The sequence below is a fragment of the Stenotrophomonas sp. YJH_SMC_58 genome (genome assembly GCF_059369635.1).
In genome coordinates this window covers 21,499-36,697 of record NZ_JCAFSW010000015.1, presented here as the reverse complement: position 1 = coordinate 36,697, position 15,199 = coordinate 21,499, and the positions used below count along the sequence as shown (strand labels likewise).

Genomic DNA, 15,199 nt, shown 5'->3' with positions numbered 1-15,199 from the left:
AATGCCGTGAAGGCAACGAGTATCCGTGCCCATATCAGGCCGCAGTGACCCTGCGCGGAATCCACCGCGCCAGCGCTACGCCGCCGCCGAGGATCAACAGCGTGCCGACGGTCTGCCACAGCAGCTCGGTCGCCGGTACCTCCGGCAGCGCCGCAGTTCCGGCAAGCCAGTCGATCAACGGTCGCACCAGCAGGTAGATCAGCACAACGCCCAACACGCGCAGTATCCGCTGCACGATACCCTGCGGATCCATCGGCCAGCCACGCCATTGCAGCCACGCCACCAGCAGGCCCAGTGCGAGCAGTCGACCGGCTTCACCCACCGGAACGAAGCGGGTGGTTACCGCCGCCCAGGCCATCAGCACGCCCAGCCCCAGCAGGACCGGCAGCTGCCAACGCTGGTTTGAGCGCATGCCTGGCATCAACTGCCACGCCAGCAGCGCCACGCCGATGCCGATCAGCCAGCCGGCCAGCACGTCGGCGAGGAAGTGCCGGCCCAGGTACATCCGTGACACCGCCATCAGCAGTGGCCAGCCGAACACCAATGCCCAGTGCAGCCAGCGGCGGCGGATGCCGAACGCCAGCAGCAGGCCCACGCAGGCGGCGGTGGCCACGCCCACGTGTCCACTGTTGAAGCCATAGTCGGCATCGGGCTGCACGCGCAACATCGCGGTGGCCCGGGCATCGGGCAGGGACCAGAACGTGTGCCCTCCGCCATCGACCACGAACGGGTGCGACGGCACCCCTTTGTCCAGCACGCGTGCATCCACGTCCGATGGACGGGGCAGGGCGGCACCTTGCTTGATCGCGTGGGTGGCGCAGGCCATCAGCAGTACCGCCAGCATCACGCACAGGCCGGCGCGCATTCGTGCGCCGAACGCGCAGAGCAGGATCAGCGCGGTGTAGGCCATTTCGTAGCCGAGCAGGCTGATGAACTGCATCAGCGTCAGCATCCAACCGCCGTCGAAGGTCTGCTGCAGCCACAGGTGCCAGTGGGTCTGGAACATCCGTTGTCCTCATGGCGCCGTCGCCACGCGCGCAGCCGTTGACGATAGCGGATTATCGGTTGGTGGACAGGCAGAACCGAGCCCATGCTCGGCTCTGCAGCAATGCAGCGCCTACTGTGCGGTGGTGACGCGCAGCCCGAACAGAGGGCGGAGCCAGCGCGCGCGCCGGATCAGCAGCTCGTGGATCAGCAGGCAGCCACCGACAGTGCCCGCCAGCAGCAACGCCGGTTCCAGCCACGGGCCCAGCTGCATCGGTCGCAGCGCGTACAGCAGGACGATCAGCACGGTCTGGTGGAGGATGTACCAGCTGAACACCGCCTGGCGGCAGTAGGCCAGGCCTGGCCAGGGACGGTCCAGCAATACGCGCGCCCAGCCGAACAGCGTCAGCAGCATGCACCAGGTATAGAGCGCGCGGCCAACGCGTTCGGTCTGGGCCCAGGGCAGGGCCAGCACCCAGGCATCCAGATCGCCCACATGTGGCAGGCGGGACAGTGCGCGGATGCCCAGCTCCAGGCACAGGCCCAGCACCGCCAGGACCAGGGTCACACGGCGCCCGCGCACCAGCAGATCCCAGCCGCGCTGCCAGCGCGCGGCAAGGAAACCGCCGAGGAACAATGGCAGCGACTCGGCATGCACGTAGACGTCGTCCAGCAGGGCGTGGGTGGGTGGCCAGAGCGGCATCAGCACCAGCAGTGCCCAGGCCAACCAGGCCACCGGCAGCACCAGCAGCACGATTCCCAGTAGACGGTCGCTCGGCTGCCAGCGTGGCAGCGCACCACGCAGCGGTCGCAGCACGCAGGCCAGCACCACCGCCAGCACGGTGTAGGGCAGCAGGTACGCGAGGTACCACAGGTGGTTCCAGGTGAAGCCGTAGGCAGCACCACTGAAGCGCGCCCCCGGCCATGGCTGGAACTGCCAGTAGCGCCACAGGAACCGGGCCAGCCCGGGTACCACGTCGCCCTTGTCCAGAGCTTCGTAGTAGGCCTGCAGGGACACAACGGCGACGATGCCGAACAGCAGCGGCAGCAGCAGGCGCCAGCAGCGGCGGAGGGTGTGCTGCAGCCGGCCCTGGCCGGGAAGGGAAAGTCCCAGCGCGATACCGCTGATGGCGAACAGCAGCGGCATGCGCCACCGGTTCAGCGCGATCATCGGCCACTGCAGCCATTCGGCGGTGTAGGCGCTCTTGAGATGGAAATCCCAGCCGGCCACGTAGGCCATGGCGGCATGGTAGAGGATCAGCAGGGCGAAGGCGGCGATGCGCAGGGTGTCCAGATCGTGGCGACGGTGCATGGGCTGCAGGCATCAGGAGGAAGCTGCACGCTCCACCAGCCGAGGCCCGGATGCCAGTGGACGGGGCGCGATGGCGGCCGTTCAGGGGCCAGTGGTGGGGCTGCTGGGACCAATGGCCGGTGCGAGCGGGGCCGGATGGGCAACAATGTCAGCATGGAAAATGGAGATCCGGCGGCGTTGTCCGCCCCTGTTGCCGAGCCACCGCCGCGTCGTGGACTGACCGCCGTCTTCTGGTCATTGCTGTTCCTGGGCACTGCCGCAGGAAACGTGCTGGCACAGTGGATGCGGGCCTTGCGCGATGGGCTGTCCTTTTCCGCTGGGGCGATCTCGATCGAGGAGTTCAGCAGCGCGCTGGCAAGCCTGGGGCTGCTGGCGCTTCTGCATGCGGCGGCACGCCGCTGGCCGTTGCACGCAGACACGTGGAAGCGCCGCATCGGCTTCTACGTGCTGGGCGGCATCGGCTGGTGGCTGCTGCACGTCAGCGCCATGGTGCTGCTGCGCAAGCTGGCTTTCAGTCTGGTCGGGCAGCACTACACCTACGGCGACTGGCCGGCGCAATGGTTCTACGAGTTCTTCAAGGACGTGCAGACCTACAGTCTGCTGGTGATCGCCGTGCACGCCGTGGCCTGGTTCGGTCGCCAGCGGCAGGGTGAAGCACACCTGCTGGCCGAGCCCGACGACGGTCCACCGGTCGCGGCGGTCGAGCGCCCCCAGCACTTCCTGGTGCGCAAGCTGGGCAAGGAGTTCCTGGTGGCCACCGCAGACGTGGAGTACGCCCAGGCGGCGGGCAATTACGTGAACCTGCGGGTGCGCGGACATGACTATCCGCTGCGGATCACCATGGCGGTGCTGGAGCAGCGGTTGGATCCCGCAATGTTCCTGCGCCCTCACCGCAGCTGGCTGATCCATCGCGGCCAGCTGCGCTCGATCGAGCCACTGGACGGCGGCGAGGCCCTGCTGCACATGGCCGACGGGGCCAAGGTGCCATGCAGCCGGCGGCAGCTGCCGGTGCTGCGCCAGGCGCTGGGCGCGGCGGGCGCGGCTAGAGTCGACTGTTAGTCGAGTATCGCGCGCGGCGCGGGCTTCCCCCGCAACCTGAATGAAAAGCAGTCGACTGGCAGTCGACTCTACAGAGGCCGGTCTACCAGAGGTTGGCTCCCAGCGGCAGGCCTGGTCCCTCATTCCGGGCACCCCCGGCCTGCGCTATCATTACCAGTCATCTTTTGAATGCATAACCGCCGACATGATCGAACTGAATCCTGTCCGCCAGCGCATCACCGATCTGACCGATCGCGTGCTGTCGCTTCGGGGGTATCTTTGACTACGACGCCAAGAAAGAGCGTCTTGAAGAAGTAACACGGGAGCTGGAAAGCCCCGACGTCTGGAACAACGCCGAGTACGCCCAGAACCTGGGCCGCGAGCGTTCCAGCCTGGAAAAGACGGTGGGCGGCATCGCCTCGGTGCTGGACGGCCTGACCGACGCGACCGAGCTGCTGGAACTGGCCGAATCCGAGCAGGACGAGGACACCGCACTGGCCGTGGTCGCCGACCTGGACAAGCACCAGGCGCACGTGGAGAAGCTGGAATTCCAGCGCATGTTCTCCGGCGAAATGGACAATGCGGCGGCGTTCGTCGACATCCAGGCCGGTGCCGGTGGCACCGAAGCCCAGGACTGGGCCGAGATCCTGCTGCGCATGTACCTGCGCTGGTGTGAATCGCGCGGCTGGAAGACCGAGCTGATGGAAGTCTCCGGTGGTGACGTCGCCGGCATCAAGTCGGCCACGCTGCGCGTGGAAGGCGACTACGCCTATGGCTGGCTGAAGACCGAGACCGGCGTGCACCGCCTGGTGCGCAAGTCGCCGTTCGACTCGGACAACCGCCGCCACACCAGCTTCACCTCGGTGTTCGTGTCGCCGGAAATCGATGACAACATCGACATCACCATCAATCCGGCCGACCTGCGTACCGACGTGTACCGTTCGTCGGGTGCCGGTGGCCAGCACGTCAACAAGACCGAGTCGGCGGTGCGCATCACCCACATCCCGACCAACATCGTCGTGGCCTGCCAGACCGGCCGCAGCCAGCATCAGAACCGCGACAACGCGATGAAGATGCTGGCCGCCAAGCTGTACGAGCTGGAGATCCAGAAGCGCAACGCCGAAAAGGACGCCGTGGAAGCGACCAAGTCCGACATCGGGTGGGGCAGCCAGATCCGCAATTACGTGCTCGACCAGAGCCGCATCAAGGACCTGCGTACCGGCATCGAACGTTCGGATACGCAGAAGGTGCTGGACGGCGATCTGGACGAGTTCGTCGAGGCCAGCCTGAAGGCCGGCCTGGCCGTGGGCTCCAAGCGCGTCGATGCCTGATCGGCGCGCCTGCGCGGATATCGTCACCCTCGTGCGCAACGCCGAGGGTGGCTTATCACGCTTCCGGTAGAGCCGAGCCCATGCTCGGCTGCTGTTGGCGCGGTAGCAGATGCGTCGAGCATGGCTCGACGCTACAACGGGTACGGCGGTAGCGATGATGCGCAGCGAAAGTGAACGCAAGGAACTCGGCGGCTTCCTCAAGGCCTGCCGCGCCCGTGTCGACCCCGCCACGCTTGGCCTGCCGGCCGGGCGGCGGCGCACCCCGGGCCTGAAGCGCGAGGAAGTGGCGCTGGCGATCGGGGTCAGCGTGAGCTGGTACACCTGGATCGAGCAGGGTCGTGAAGTGCGCGCCTCTCCCGAAGTGCTCGAGCGCCTGGCACAGGTGCTGCGCATGAGCGACGACGAACGCGCCTATGCATTCGCGCTGTCCGGCTACGGCGTGCCGCTGCAATCACCGGACGAGAGTGTGACCGACGGCCTGCGCCAGCTGGTGGAGGCGATGCAGCCGATCCCGGCGTACGTGCGCAACACCCGCTTCGACATCCTGGCCTGGAATCCGGCCATCGCCGAGCTGTTCGTGGACTACAGCCAGCTGGCACCGCAAGAGCGCAATACGCTGCGGCTGATGTTCCTGTACCCGCCGTACCGCACGCTGATCCTCAACTGGGAAGAAATGACCCGCGGCCTGCTGGCAGGCTTCCGCGCGGCGATGGCGCAGGCGCCGGACAAGGCCCCGTTCCTGGTGCTGGTCGAGGACATCTCGGCGCACAGCGAGGAGTTCCGCCAGTGGTGGCCGGAGCACGATGTGCGCCGGTTCGATGAAGGTGCGAAGAAGCTGAACCACCCCACGCGCGGGTTGCTGGACCTGCAGTACGTGGCGCTGGTGCCGGAGAGCCGGCATGACCTTTCCCTGGTGACCTACCTGCCGCGGAAGTAGGGGGTGTTCGGCAGGGCTTGCAGCCCTGCACCTGCTCAATGCAACGGCCAACGCCAGAGCCAGAGCTAGGTTCCGTGGTTTGGCGGGGCGGTGTCGGAGTGCGGGGACGCCGCAAGTACGTCCGTGTAGGCTTGGCAGCCGCATCCATGCGGCTGACACCCCGCACGCCGACACCGCCCCACCTTCGACAGGTTCACGCGGCTGTTGGCAACTGCGGCTTTGTTCCGCGCGGCTGTTGGTAGGTGTCGACCTTGGTCGACACGATCTTTCTCTCAGAAATCGAATGAGTCATCCACGCATGGCGTGGGTCTACTGTGTCGACCAAGGTCGACGCCCACCAACAGCAACGCACAGCGCCGTCCCGACAGATCGCGGGAAATTGTCGAAGGCGGGATGGGTCCGGTCGCGGGAGTGTCCGCGGCATGGATGCCGCGGCCAAGCCCCCAAGGACGGGTTTACGGCGTCTCCCGCAACCGGACCCACCCCGCCATCCCTCAGGAAACCAGCTTCTGCTGTTGCTGTTGCTGTTGCTCTGGATCGTAGCGGGTGCAGGGCGCAGCCCTGCCGAAAACCCCATTCAGGCAGGTAAGTGCAGGTCACAGGATAAGCAGACGCCTTGTTGCCTCCGCCATTCGGGTCCACATTCCTGTGCAGGAGACGGGCCACCGCCCGTTGTCGAGACACCAGGAGCCCTGCATGTCCGCTGCCCCCACCACCGCCATTTCCCGTGATCCGGCCACCGGCCAGCAGATCGCCAGCCATCCCTTCGCCACCGACGCCGAGCTGGAAACAATCCTGGATCGCGGCCAGGTCGGCTTTGCGGCCTGGAGCATCAAGAGCCTCGAACAGCGCGCAGACGTACTGCGTGCGATGGCCGCGGTGCTACGCCGTGACCGTGAAAAGCTGGCCGCGCTGGCTACCGCCGAAATGGGCAAGGTCCAGGCCGAAGCGCTGGCCGAAATCGAGAAGTGTGCTGTGCTGTGCGACTGGTACGCCGACAACGGTGCGCAGTTCCTGCGCGACGAACCGACCCAGGTGCCCGACGACAAGGCCTACGTGTCCTACCTGCCGCTGGGCGTGGTGCTGGGCATCATGCCGTGGAACTTCCCGTACTGGCAGGTGATGCGCGCGGCGGTGCCGATCCTGATGGGCGGCAACGGCTTCCTGCTGAAGCCGGCCGAGAACATCGTCGGTACCGCGCAGCTGCTCGACGCCGCCTGGCGCGATGCCGGCTTGCCGGAGGGCACCTTCATCGCGGCCAACATCAGCCGCGAGGGCACCAGCCGCGCGATCGCAGATGACCGCATCGCGGCGGTGACCCTGACCGGCAGTGTGGCCGCCGGTCGCAGCATTGCTGCACAGGCCGGGCAGGCGCTGAAGAAGGTGGTGCTGGAACTGGGCGGTTCCGATCCGTTCATCGTCCTGGCCGATGCCGATCTTGATGCGGCCGTCGATGCGGCGGTGGCCTCGCGCTTCCAGAACACCGGGCAGGTCTGCATCGCCGGCAAGCGCATCATCGTCGAAGACGCGGTCTACGATCGTTTCGTGGCGCAGTTCTGCCAGAAGGTGCAGGCACTGACCATTGGCGACGGCCGCGACCCGGCGAACCGCATCGGCCCGATGGCGCGCCAGGATCTGCTGGAGCAGCTCGACGCGCAGGTACGTGCTTCGGTCGATGCCGGTGCGCAGCTGCTGGTCGGCGGGCACCAGCTGGATCGTCCGGGTGCGTTCTATGCCCCCACCGTGCTGGCCGGGGTTGAGCCGGGCATGCAAGCCTTCGACACCGAAACGTTCGGGCCGGTGGCCTCGATCAGCCGCGCCCGCGACGCCGACCATGCGGTGGAACTGGCCAACCAGAGCGAGTTCGGCCTCAGCGGCAACCTGTGGAGCGGCGACCGCGCCCGTGCGATGCAGCTGGCGCGCCGGCTGCAGACCGGCGGTGTGTTCGTCAACGGCTTCTCCGCGTCCGATCCGCGCGTGCCGATCGGCGGCGTGAAGAAGAGCGGCTTCGGCCGTGAGCTCTCGCACTTCGGCATCCGCGAATTCGTCAACGCGCAGACCGTGTGGTTCGACAAGCGTTGACGCGCAGCTTCCATCCTTCCTGCAACGATCCACCATCAGTCCAGCGAAAAGGACGGCATTCCAATGTCCATGGGTTCAGATCTGCTTGTCGCCGCACTTGAGAACGAAGGCGTCGAGCGCATTTTCGGCATTCCCGGCGAAGAAAATCTCGACGTGGTCGAGTCGCTGCGCCATTCCAGCATCGAGCTGGTCATCACCCGCCACGAGCAGGCGGCAGTGTTCATGGCGGCCACCTATGGCCGCCTGACCGGCAAGCCGGGCGTGTGCCTGGCCACGCTCGGCCCCGGCGCGCTGAATTTCACCACCGGCGCCGCGTATGCGCTGCTTGGCGCATGGCCGGTCATCATGATCACCGGGCAGAAGGGCATCGTCGCCAGCAAGCAGGCGCGCTTCCAGATCGTCGACATCGTCAGCACGATGAAGCCGCTGACCAAGCAGGCGCGGCAGATCGTGTCGGCGCGCACCATCCCGACCATCGTCCGCGAGGCGTTCCGTGTCGCCCAGGAAGAGCGCCCGGGCCCGGTGCTGCTGGAGCTGCCCGAAGATATCGCGGCCGATGAGGTCGAGGGCGTGGCGCTGATTCCGCCGCACGCGGTGGATCGTCCCATTGCCAGTCCGGAGGCGCTGGATCGGGCGGCGGAGATCATCCGCAACGCCAGGCGCCCCCTGCTGATGATCGCCTCGGCGGCGTCGCGGCCGCAGTCCAGCGAAGCGCTGTCGGCGTTCGTGTTGCGCGCCGGCGTTCCGTTCTTCACCACGCAGATGGGCAAGGGCGCGGTGGCCGGTGGTTCGGGCCTGTACATGGGCACCGCGGCGCTGACCGAGCGCGATTACGTGCACATGGCGATCGACCAGGCCGACGTGATCGTGACCATCGGCCACGAGGTCACCGAGAAGCCGCCGTTCGTGATGCGCCCGGGTGGGCCGACCGTGATCCATATCGGCTACTCGCAGGCGGCGGTGGAGCAGGTGTACTTCCCACAGGTGGAAGTGATCGGTGACATCGGTCGTTCGCTGACCCAGTTGGCCGATCGTATCGAAGGCGCGGTGCCAAACGCTGACGCGCTGCTGCCGCTGCGCGCGACCATTCTGGAACACCTGGCTGACCGAGCCGAGGAGGCTGGATTCACGCCTCAGCGGCTGGTGCACGACGTGCGCCAGGTGATGCCGCCGGACGGCATCGTGGCGCTGGACAACGGCATGTACAAGATCTGGTTCGCGCGCAATTACCGCACCCAGGTGGCCAATACGCTGCTGCTGGACAATGCGTTGGCGACCATGGGCGCGGGCCTGCCGTCGGCGATCATGGCTTCGATCCTGTACCCGCAGCGGCGGGTGCTGGCGGTGTGTGGCGATGGCGGGTTCATGATGAACAGCCAGGAGCTGGAGACCGCGCGTCGGCTGGGCCTGAACCTGGTGGTGCTGATCCTCAACGACGGCGCCTACGGCATGATCCGCTGGAAGCAGGCGGTGGATGGCTTCACCGACTACGGCATGACCTTCAGCAATCCCGATTTCGTGAAGTATGCCGAGGCCTATGGCTGCAAGGGGCATGAGGTGACGGCCATCGAGCAGTTCATCCCGACCCTGGAGGCGGCCTTCAACGAGGGCGGGGTGCACCTGGTGTCGGTGCCGATCGATTACTCGGAGAACCAGCGGGTGCTGGTGGACGAGCTGCGGCAGGCGTTCCCTGGGAACGGTTGACGCCGGGACGAGCGCCAACCAAGGTTGGCGACTACCGGGGCATCGGTTCCCCGGAATCCGGTAGGTGTCGACCTTGGTCGACACACGGACCGCCAACCAAGGTTGGCGGCCATCTGGGCGGGCCCGGCCCAAGGCCGGGGCAGGGCGGTTTTGGTATGCTGGGCAACCGGCTGTGCCGGGTGCAACATCCCCCCTCACTACACGATTCCCGCAGATCCATGAGCGAAGCTACCGATACCCCCCCCGTCGACGAAAACAAGTTGATCGCCGAGCGCCGCGAGAAACTCAAAACGCTGCGTGGGCAGGGCATCGCGTACCCGAACGACTTCCGTCGCGAGGACTTCGCCGGCCGCCTGCAGGAAGAATTCGCCGATGCCGAGACCTGGACCGCCGAGGCGCTGGAAGGCAACGGCCGCCAGGTGAAGATGGCCGGCCGCCTGATGGCCAAGCGCATCATGGGCAAGGCCAGCTTCGCGCAGATCCAGGACGAGTCCGGCCGCATCCAGCTGTTCCTGCAGGGCGCGGTGCTGGGCGATGCCTACACGGCCTTCAAGGGCTGGGACGTGGGCGACATCGTGGCCGTCGAAGGCGGCCTGACCCGTACCAAGACCGGCGAACTGTCGGTCAAGGCCGAGTCGATCCGCCTGCTGACCAAGTCGCTGCGCCCGCTGCCGGACAAGTGGCACGGCCTGGCCGACGTCGAGCAGCGCTACCGCCAGCGTTACGTCGATCTGATCGTGACCCCGGAATCGCGCGCAGTGTTCATCAAGCGCTCGAAGATCATCCGCGCCATGCGCGCGTGGCTGGACAACCGCGACTTCCTGGAAGTCGAGACGCCGATGATGCATTACATCCCCGGCGGCGCGGCGGCCAAGCCGTTCACCACGCATCACAACGCGCTGGACCTGGACCTGTACCTGCGCGTGGCGCCGGAGCTGTACCTCAAGCGCCTGACCGTGGGTGGCCTGGAGCGTGTGTACGAGATCAACCGCAACTTCCGCAATGAAGGCGTCAGCACCCGCCACAATCCGGAATTCACCATGATGGAACTGTACGAGGCCTATGCCACGTACAACGAAATCATGGACCTGACCGAGGGTGTGATCCGTGATGTGGCCAAGGCCGTGAACGGTGGCACCGAAGTGGAATGGGACGGCGCGAAGATCGACCTGGGTCCGGCGTTCCGCCGCTGGCGCATGGATGAGGCGGTGCGCCACCACAACCCGGAAATCTCGGCCGCTGATTGCACTGACCGCGATGCGCTGCTGCGCCATTGCGAGCGCTTGAACATCCGCGTCAAGCCGTCCTACGGCTGGGGCAAGCTGTTGCTGGAGATCTTCGAGGCCACGGTCGAGCACACCCTGATCCAGCCGACCTTCATCACCGACCATCCGGTCGAGGTCTCGCCGCTGGCCCGTGCCAATGACAACGACCCGGGCTACACGGATCGCTTCGAGCTGTTCGTCAACGGCAAGGAGCTGGCCAACGGCTTCTCCGAACTGAACGACCCGGAAGACCAGGCCCAGCGCTTCCAGGCCCAGGTGGCCGCGAAGGAGGGTGGCGACGACGAGGCGATGCACTACGACGCCGACTACATCCGTGCGCTGGAGTACGGCATGGCCCCGACCGGCGGCCTCGGCATCGGCGTTGATCGCCTGGTGATGCTGCTGACCGGCAGCAGCTCGATCCGTGACGTGCTGCTGTTCCCGTACATGCGTCCGGAGCAGTAAGTCGTCTTTTTGACTCCCGTTTGTGCGCGCCGTCGCGAAATGAGACGGCGCGATTGACGCCTTCCGCGCTCGGCGTATCGTTAATGCACTACCTTGACGTCTGTTATGGCTTGATCGGCGCCAGGGGGAGTGCGCATTGTGGAGAGTCCGCTTCACAATGTGATGACGATCATGAACCGGGATGCATGACACGGGAGTCGGGCCGATGCAGGGTGCGAGCGTTCGCAGCAGCAGGGTATCCTCGCCTGCTGATGATCCAGCATGGTCGAGAAACCAGGCGGAGTACGCGTTGAACATCGTCATTGTTGACGACCAGACGTCCGCGCGGACGATGCTGCGTCACGTTATCGAAGACATCGCGCCGGAACTGAGCGTGTATGACTTCGGTGATCCGCTGACCGCATTGGCCTGGTGCGAGGCGCACCCGGTCGACCTGCTGCTGCTCGATTACCGCATGCCGGAGATGGACGGGCTGGAGTTCGCCCGTCGATTCCGTCGCCTGCCCAAGCACCGCGATATCCCGGTGATCCTGATCACCGTGGTCGGCGACGAGCCGATCCGCCAGGCGGCGCTGGAAGCAGGGGTCATCGACTTCCTGGTCAAGCCGATCCGTCCGCGCGAACTGCGCGCGCGCTGCTACAACCTGCTGCAGCTGCGCCAGCAGACCGAGAACGTGAAGCAACGTGCGTTGTCGCTGGAGCAGCGCCTGCTGGCCAGCATGCACGAGGTCGAGGAACGCGAACGCGAGACCCTGTCGCGATTGGCCCGGGCGATCGAGTTCCGTGATGCCGGCACCAGCGCCTATCTCGAACGCATGGCGCGCGTTGCGGGGCTGATCGCCGAGCAGCTTGGCCTGCCCGAAGACGACGTGCGCCTGATCGAGATGGCGGCACCGCTGCATGACATGGGCAAGATCGCCATTCCCGACGCGGTGCTGCTCAAGCAGGGCAAGCTCAATGACGAGGAGCTGGCGATCATGCGCCGGCACCCACGCATCGGCCACGAGCTGCTCAGTGGCAGCCAGAACCGTTTCATCCAGGTGGGCGCGCTCATCGCGCTGCGCCATCACGAGCGCTATGACGGCAGCGGCTATCCCGACGGCCTGGTCGGCGAAGCGATTCCGCTGGAAGCGCGGATCGTTGCTGTCGCCGACGTCTTCGATGCGCTGATCTCGCCCCGTCCGTACAAGGAAGCATGGACCATGGAAGCCACTCTGGCTTATCTGTACGCCCAGCGTGGGCGACTGTTCGATCCGCGCTGCGTGGATGCGCTGATGCGCGGCCACCAGCAGTTGATGGATATCTGCGCCCAGCACTCGACGGCATCGACGCGACCGGGTGGGTGACATGCAGGACCTGTTCGCACGCGTGAGGCGTCGGCTGGCGCAGCGTCCGGATTCGGAACATGGCCAGGCGATCGTGCGGGTGGTGCTGATCTCGCTGATCCTGGTCTATGTTCTGTTGTCCGGCGCCCGCCTGCACCGGCTGGATCAATACCAGGGCGCGCTGGCTACGGCGTTGACCGGACTGGGCCTGTCGCTGCTGTTGTTCGGCTGGCTGCTGTGGAAGCCGCAGCGCTCGGACCCGCGGCGGGTGGCCGGGATGCTGGCCGATTACGGCCTGATCGCGATCGGCATGATCCAGATGGGTGAGCCGCTGGCGTGGGTGTATGCGGTGGTGATGTGGGTCACGGTGGGCAACGGCCTGCGCTTCGGGCCGCGTTACCTGACCGCTGCCATCGTGCTGGCGATGATCAGTTTCGGCACTACCGTGCTGTTGACTCCCTATTGGCAGGCCAACCTGGGGCTGGCCATTTCCCTGTGGTTGGGGTTACTGGCAGTACCGTTGTGCTGCTCCTCCCTGCTGCGCCGAAGGATGCGACATCCAACCATGGATACGATTCCCGCCGCTGGATCCGACAAGCGCTCGCTGTTGGCCCGCTTCAAGCAGCGCCTGTCCGGGCGCGAGGACAGCGAGCACGCGCAGAACCTGATCCGCATCATCATCACGGCACTGTTCATCAGCTATCTCGGCTGGCGCTCGCTGAGCGGCGGCGGTGAGGCGCTGACGGCGACGTGGCTGATCCTCGCCTTCGAGCTGACCATTTCCGCCGGCCTGCTGACCGCGATCCTGGTCAATCCGGGCGTGTCGCATGTGCGCCGGGTGATCGGCATGCTGACCGACTACACCTGCATGGCCTGGATCATGACCATCCAGGGCGAGCCGGCCGCACCGCTGTATGCGGTGATGCTGTGGGTGACGATCGGCAACGGCATGCGCTACGGCAGCACCTACCTGCGCGTGGCCACGGCCATGGGCTGTCTGGCCTTCCTGTGCACGGTGATGCTGTCGCCGTACTGGCGCGGCCACGATTATCTGGGCTGGGGCCTGTTGCTGGGCCTGGGTGCGATTCCGCTGTACTTCGATTCGCTGCTGCATGCCTTGACCCGGGCGGTGGCCGAGGCGCGGCAGGCCAACGAAGCCAAGAGCCGCTTCCTGGCCAACATGAGCCATGAGTTCCGCACGCCGTTGAACGGGCTGGCCGGCATGACCGAAGTGCTGGCCACCACCCGCCTGGACGACGAACAGCGCGAGTGCCTGAACACCATCCAGGCCTCGACCCGCAGCCTGCTGGCGCTGGTAGAAGAGGTGCTGGACATCTCCGCGATCGAAGCTGGCAAGGTGCGCGTGGAGTGGCACGAGTTCGCGCTGGCCGACGTGCTGCAGGCGATCAACCTGATCCTGACCCCGCAGACCCGCTCCAAATCGCTGGATTATCGCGTGCAGGTGGACGACAACGTACCGCCGCGCCTGTTGGGGGATGCCGGGCATCTGCAGCAGATCCTGCTGAACCTGATGGGCAACGCGGTCAAGTTCACCGACAGTGGCTACGTGCATCTGCGCGTGTCCAGCCCCGATGCGCTGGGCAGCGAGCGGATGCGCCTGCGATTCGAGATCGTCGATACCGGCATCGGCGTGCCGGTGGCGTTGCGCGGACGCCTGTTCAATGCGTTCGAGCAGGGCGACGTCGGCCTGGCCCGTCGCCATGAAGGCACCGGTCTGGGCACCGCCATTGCCAAGGGCCTGGTCGAGTCGATGGGCGGGCAGGTCGGCTATGCGCCGAACAGCCCGCGCGGCAGCGTGTTCTGGGTCGAGATCACGCTGGACGTCGCAGACACCTCATCAGCCCCGGCGGTTCCGTCCGAGGTGGCTGAAGCCGGCAATGTCATCGCGTTTTCCAACCCCTTCCTGCGCCATCGTGCACGGGTGCGGAGCCTGCGGGTTCTGGTCGCCGACGACCACGAGGCCAATCGCATGGTGCTGCAGCGGCTGCTGGAGAAGGCCGGCCACAAGGTCACCTGCGTCAACGGCGGCGCCGAAGTGCTCGATGCGCTGGAGCAGGCCAGTTACGACGCAGCGATCGTCGACCTGCACATGCCCGGCATGAGCGGACTGGATCTGCTCAAGCAGTTGCGGGTGATGCAGGCCAGCGGCATGCCTTACGTTCCGGTCATGGTGCTGAGCGCAGACGTCACCCCCGAGTCCATCCTGCGTTGCGAGCAGGCCGGCGCCCGCGCCTTCCTTGCCAAGCCCGTGGTGGCCACCCGCCTGCTGGAAGTGCTGGCCGATGTCGCCGCCAACACCCGCGCCGAGCCCGGCATCCAGTCGGTGCCTGCATTGCCGGTCGGCGATGGCGTGCTCGATACCGCGGTCCTGGACGAGCTGGCGTCGCTGGGCATGGGCGATGGCTTCGAACGCAAGTTCATCGACCAGTGCCTGGCGGACGTCGACGCGAGCATGGGCCAGCTGCAGGGCTGCGGCGAGCGCCAGGCCTGGGAGGATTTCCGCGAGCACGCCCACGCGCTGCGCGGCGTGGCAAGCAACCTGGGGCTTGTCCAGGTTGCCGCCTCCAGTGGCGAAATCATGCGCATGGCGGACTGGCAGCTGAAGGGTGAATGGAGCTCCCGCCTCGGCAACCTGGCGACTGCTCTGCGCAACGGCAGGAATGCGTTGGCTGCCCGTAGTGCGGGGGCACCGCACCGCGACGACAGCGAGCGCAGCCCGTCCTGACCCGCCAGACG

Annotated in this window: 11 protein-coding genes; 9 read left to right on the top strand and 2 right to left on the bottom strand. The window is 66.3% G+C overall.

The window, feature by feature from the left end:
• Positions 1-34: 34 nt before the first annotated feature.
• Entirely contained in the window at positions 35-1,006 is a 972-nt protein-coding gene (locus AC5P68_RS16720; RefSeq protein ID WP_231522781.1) for a phosphatase PAP2 family protein, read from the bottom strand.
• Between the two features lie 111 nt (positions 1,007-1,117).
• Positions 1,118-2,296 carry an acyltransferase family protein gene (locus AC5P68_RS16715; RefSeq protein WP_231522782.1) on the bottom strand — a complete coding sequence of 393 codons (1,179 nt, stop codon included), beginning with the start codon at positions 2,294-2,296 and terminating at the stop codon, positions 1,118-1,120.
• A 153-nt stretch (positions 2,297-2,449) separates the two neighbouring features.
• On the opposite strand from AC5P68_RS16715, the gene AC5P68_RS16710 reads away from it, so the two are divergent.
• The 9 genes from AC5P68_RS16710 to AC5P68_RS16670 all read left to right on the top strand — a co-directional run bounded on the left by AC5P68_RS16710 (position 2,450) and on the right by AC5P68_RS16670 (position 15,188).
• On the top strand, positions 2,450-3,355 hold the full coding sequence (locus tag AC5P68_RS16710; protein ID WP_414498169.1) for a LytTR family DNA-binding domain-containing protein: 906 nt from the start codon (positions 2,450-2,452) through the stop codon (positions 3,353-3,355).
• A 40-nt stretch (positions 3,356-3,395) separates the two neighbouring features.
• Complete coding sequence (locus AC5P68_RS16705; protein WP_414498171.1) at positions 3,396-3,617, top strand: hypothetical protein; 222 nt, start codon at positions 3,396-3,398, stop codon at positions 3,615-3,617.
• A protein-coding gene (gene prfB / locus AC5P68_RS16700) for a peptide chain release factor 2 (RefSeq protein WP_099551678.1) occupies positions 3,540-4,665 on the top strand; the annotation gives its coding sequence in 2 pieces (ribosomal slippage) (positions 3,540-3,614 and positions 3,616-4,665; 1,125 coding nt in all). The genes AC5P68_RS16705 and prfB overlap by 78 nt, the downstream gene beginning before the upstream one ends.
• Before the next feature lie 154 nt (positions 4,666-4,819).
• Positions 4,820-5,602, top strand: coding sequence for a helix-turn-helix transcriptional regulator (locus tag AC5P68_RS16695; protein ID WP_495217119.1), 783 nt, complete (start codon positions 4,820-4,822; stop codon positions 5,600-5,602).
• A 696-nt stretch (positions 5,603-6,298) separates the two neighbouring features.
• Complete coding sequence (locus tag AC5P68_RS16690; protein WP_033832968.1) at positions 6,299-7,684, top strand: NAD-dependent succinate-semialdehyde dehydrogenase; 1,386 nt, start codon at positions 6,299-6,301, stop codon at positions 7,682-7,684.
• A 63-nt stretch (positions 7,685-7,747) separates the two neighbouring features.
• Positions 7,748-9,388, top strand: coding sequence for an acetolactate synthase large subunit (locus AC5P68_RS16685; protein WP_414498166.1), 1,641 nt, complete (start codon positions 7,748-7,750; stop codon positions 9,386-9,388).
• A gap of 218 nt (positions 9,389-9,606) precedes the next feature.
• A complete protein-coding gene (lysS, locus tag AC5P68_RS16680; RefSeq protein ID WP_049402305.1) occupies positions 9,607-11,118 on the top strand; it encodes a lysine--tRNA ligase in 1,512 nt (503 codons plus the stop codon).
• A 205-nt stretch (positions 11,119-11,323) separates the two neighbouring features.
• Positions 11,324-12,463, top strand: a complete 1,140-nt coding sequence (gene rpfG, locus AC5P68_RS16675; RefSeq protein WP_005409495.1) for a cyclic di-GMP phosphodiesterase response regulator RpfG — start codon at positions 11,324-11,326, stop codon at positions 12,461-12,463.
• A gap of 1 nt (position 12,464) precedes the next feature.
• Positions 12,465-15,188 carry a response regulator gene (locus AC5P68_RS16670; protein ID WP_445950280.1) on the top strand — a complete coding sequence of 908 codons (2,724 nt, stop codon included), beginning with the start codon at positions 12,465-12,467 and terminating at the stop codon, positions 15,186-15,188.
• Positions 15,189-15,199: the final 11 nt, after the last annotated feature.

What these genes read in the sequence shown, in the direction of transcription:
- lysS (WP_049402305.1), top strand. Translation starts at nt 9,607, where the DNA reads ATGAGCGAAGCTACCGATACCCCCCCCGTCGACGAAAACAAGTTGATC.
- AC5P68_RS16715 (WP_231522782.1), bottom strand. Translation starts at nt 2,296, where the DNA reads ATGCACCGTCGCCACGATCTGGACACCCTGCGCATCGCCGCCTTCGCC.
- AC5P68_RS16670 (WP_445950280.1), top strand. Translation starts at nt 12,465, where the DNA reads ATGCAGGACCTGTTCGCACGCGTGAGGCGTCGGCTGGCGCAGCGTCCG.
- AC5P68_RS16695 (WP_495217119.1), top strand. Translation starts at nt 4,820, where the DNA reads ATGATGCGCAGCGAAAGTGAACGCAAGGAACTCGGCGGCTTCCTCAAG.
- AC5P68_RS16685 (WP_414498166.1), top strand. Translation starts at nt 7,748, where the DNA reads ATGTCCATGGGTTCAGATCTGCTTGTCGCCGCACTTGAGAACGAAGGC.
- rpfG (WP_005409495.1), top strand. Translation starts at nt 11,324, where the DNA reads ATGCAGGGTGCGAGCGTTCGCAGCAGCAGGGTATCCTCGCCTGCTGAT.
- AC5P68_RS16720 (WP_231522781.1), bottom strand. Translation starts at nt 1,006, where the DNA reads ATGTTCCAGACCCACTGGCACCTGTGGCTGCAGCAGACCTTCGACGGC.
- AC5P68_RS16705 (WP_414498171.1), top strand. Translation starts at nt 3,396, where the DNA reads ATGAAAAGCAGTCGACTGGCAGTCGACTCTACAGAGGCCGGTCTACCA.
- AC5P68_RS16710 (WP_414498169.1), top strand. Translation starts at nt 2,450, where the DNA reads ATGGAAAATGGAGATCCGGCGGCGTTGTCCGCCCCTGTTGCCGAGCCA.
- AC5P68_RS16690 (WP_033832968.1), top strand. Translation starts at nt 6,299, where the DNA reads ATGTCCGCTGCCCCCACCACCGCCATTTCCCGTGATCCGGCCACCGGC.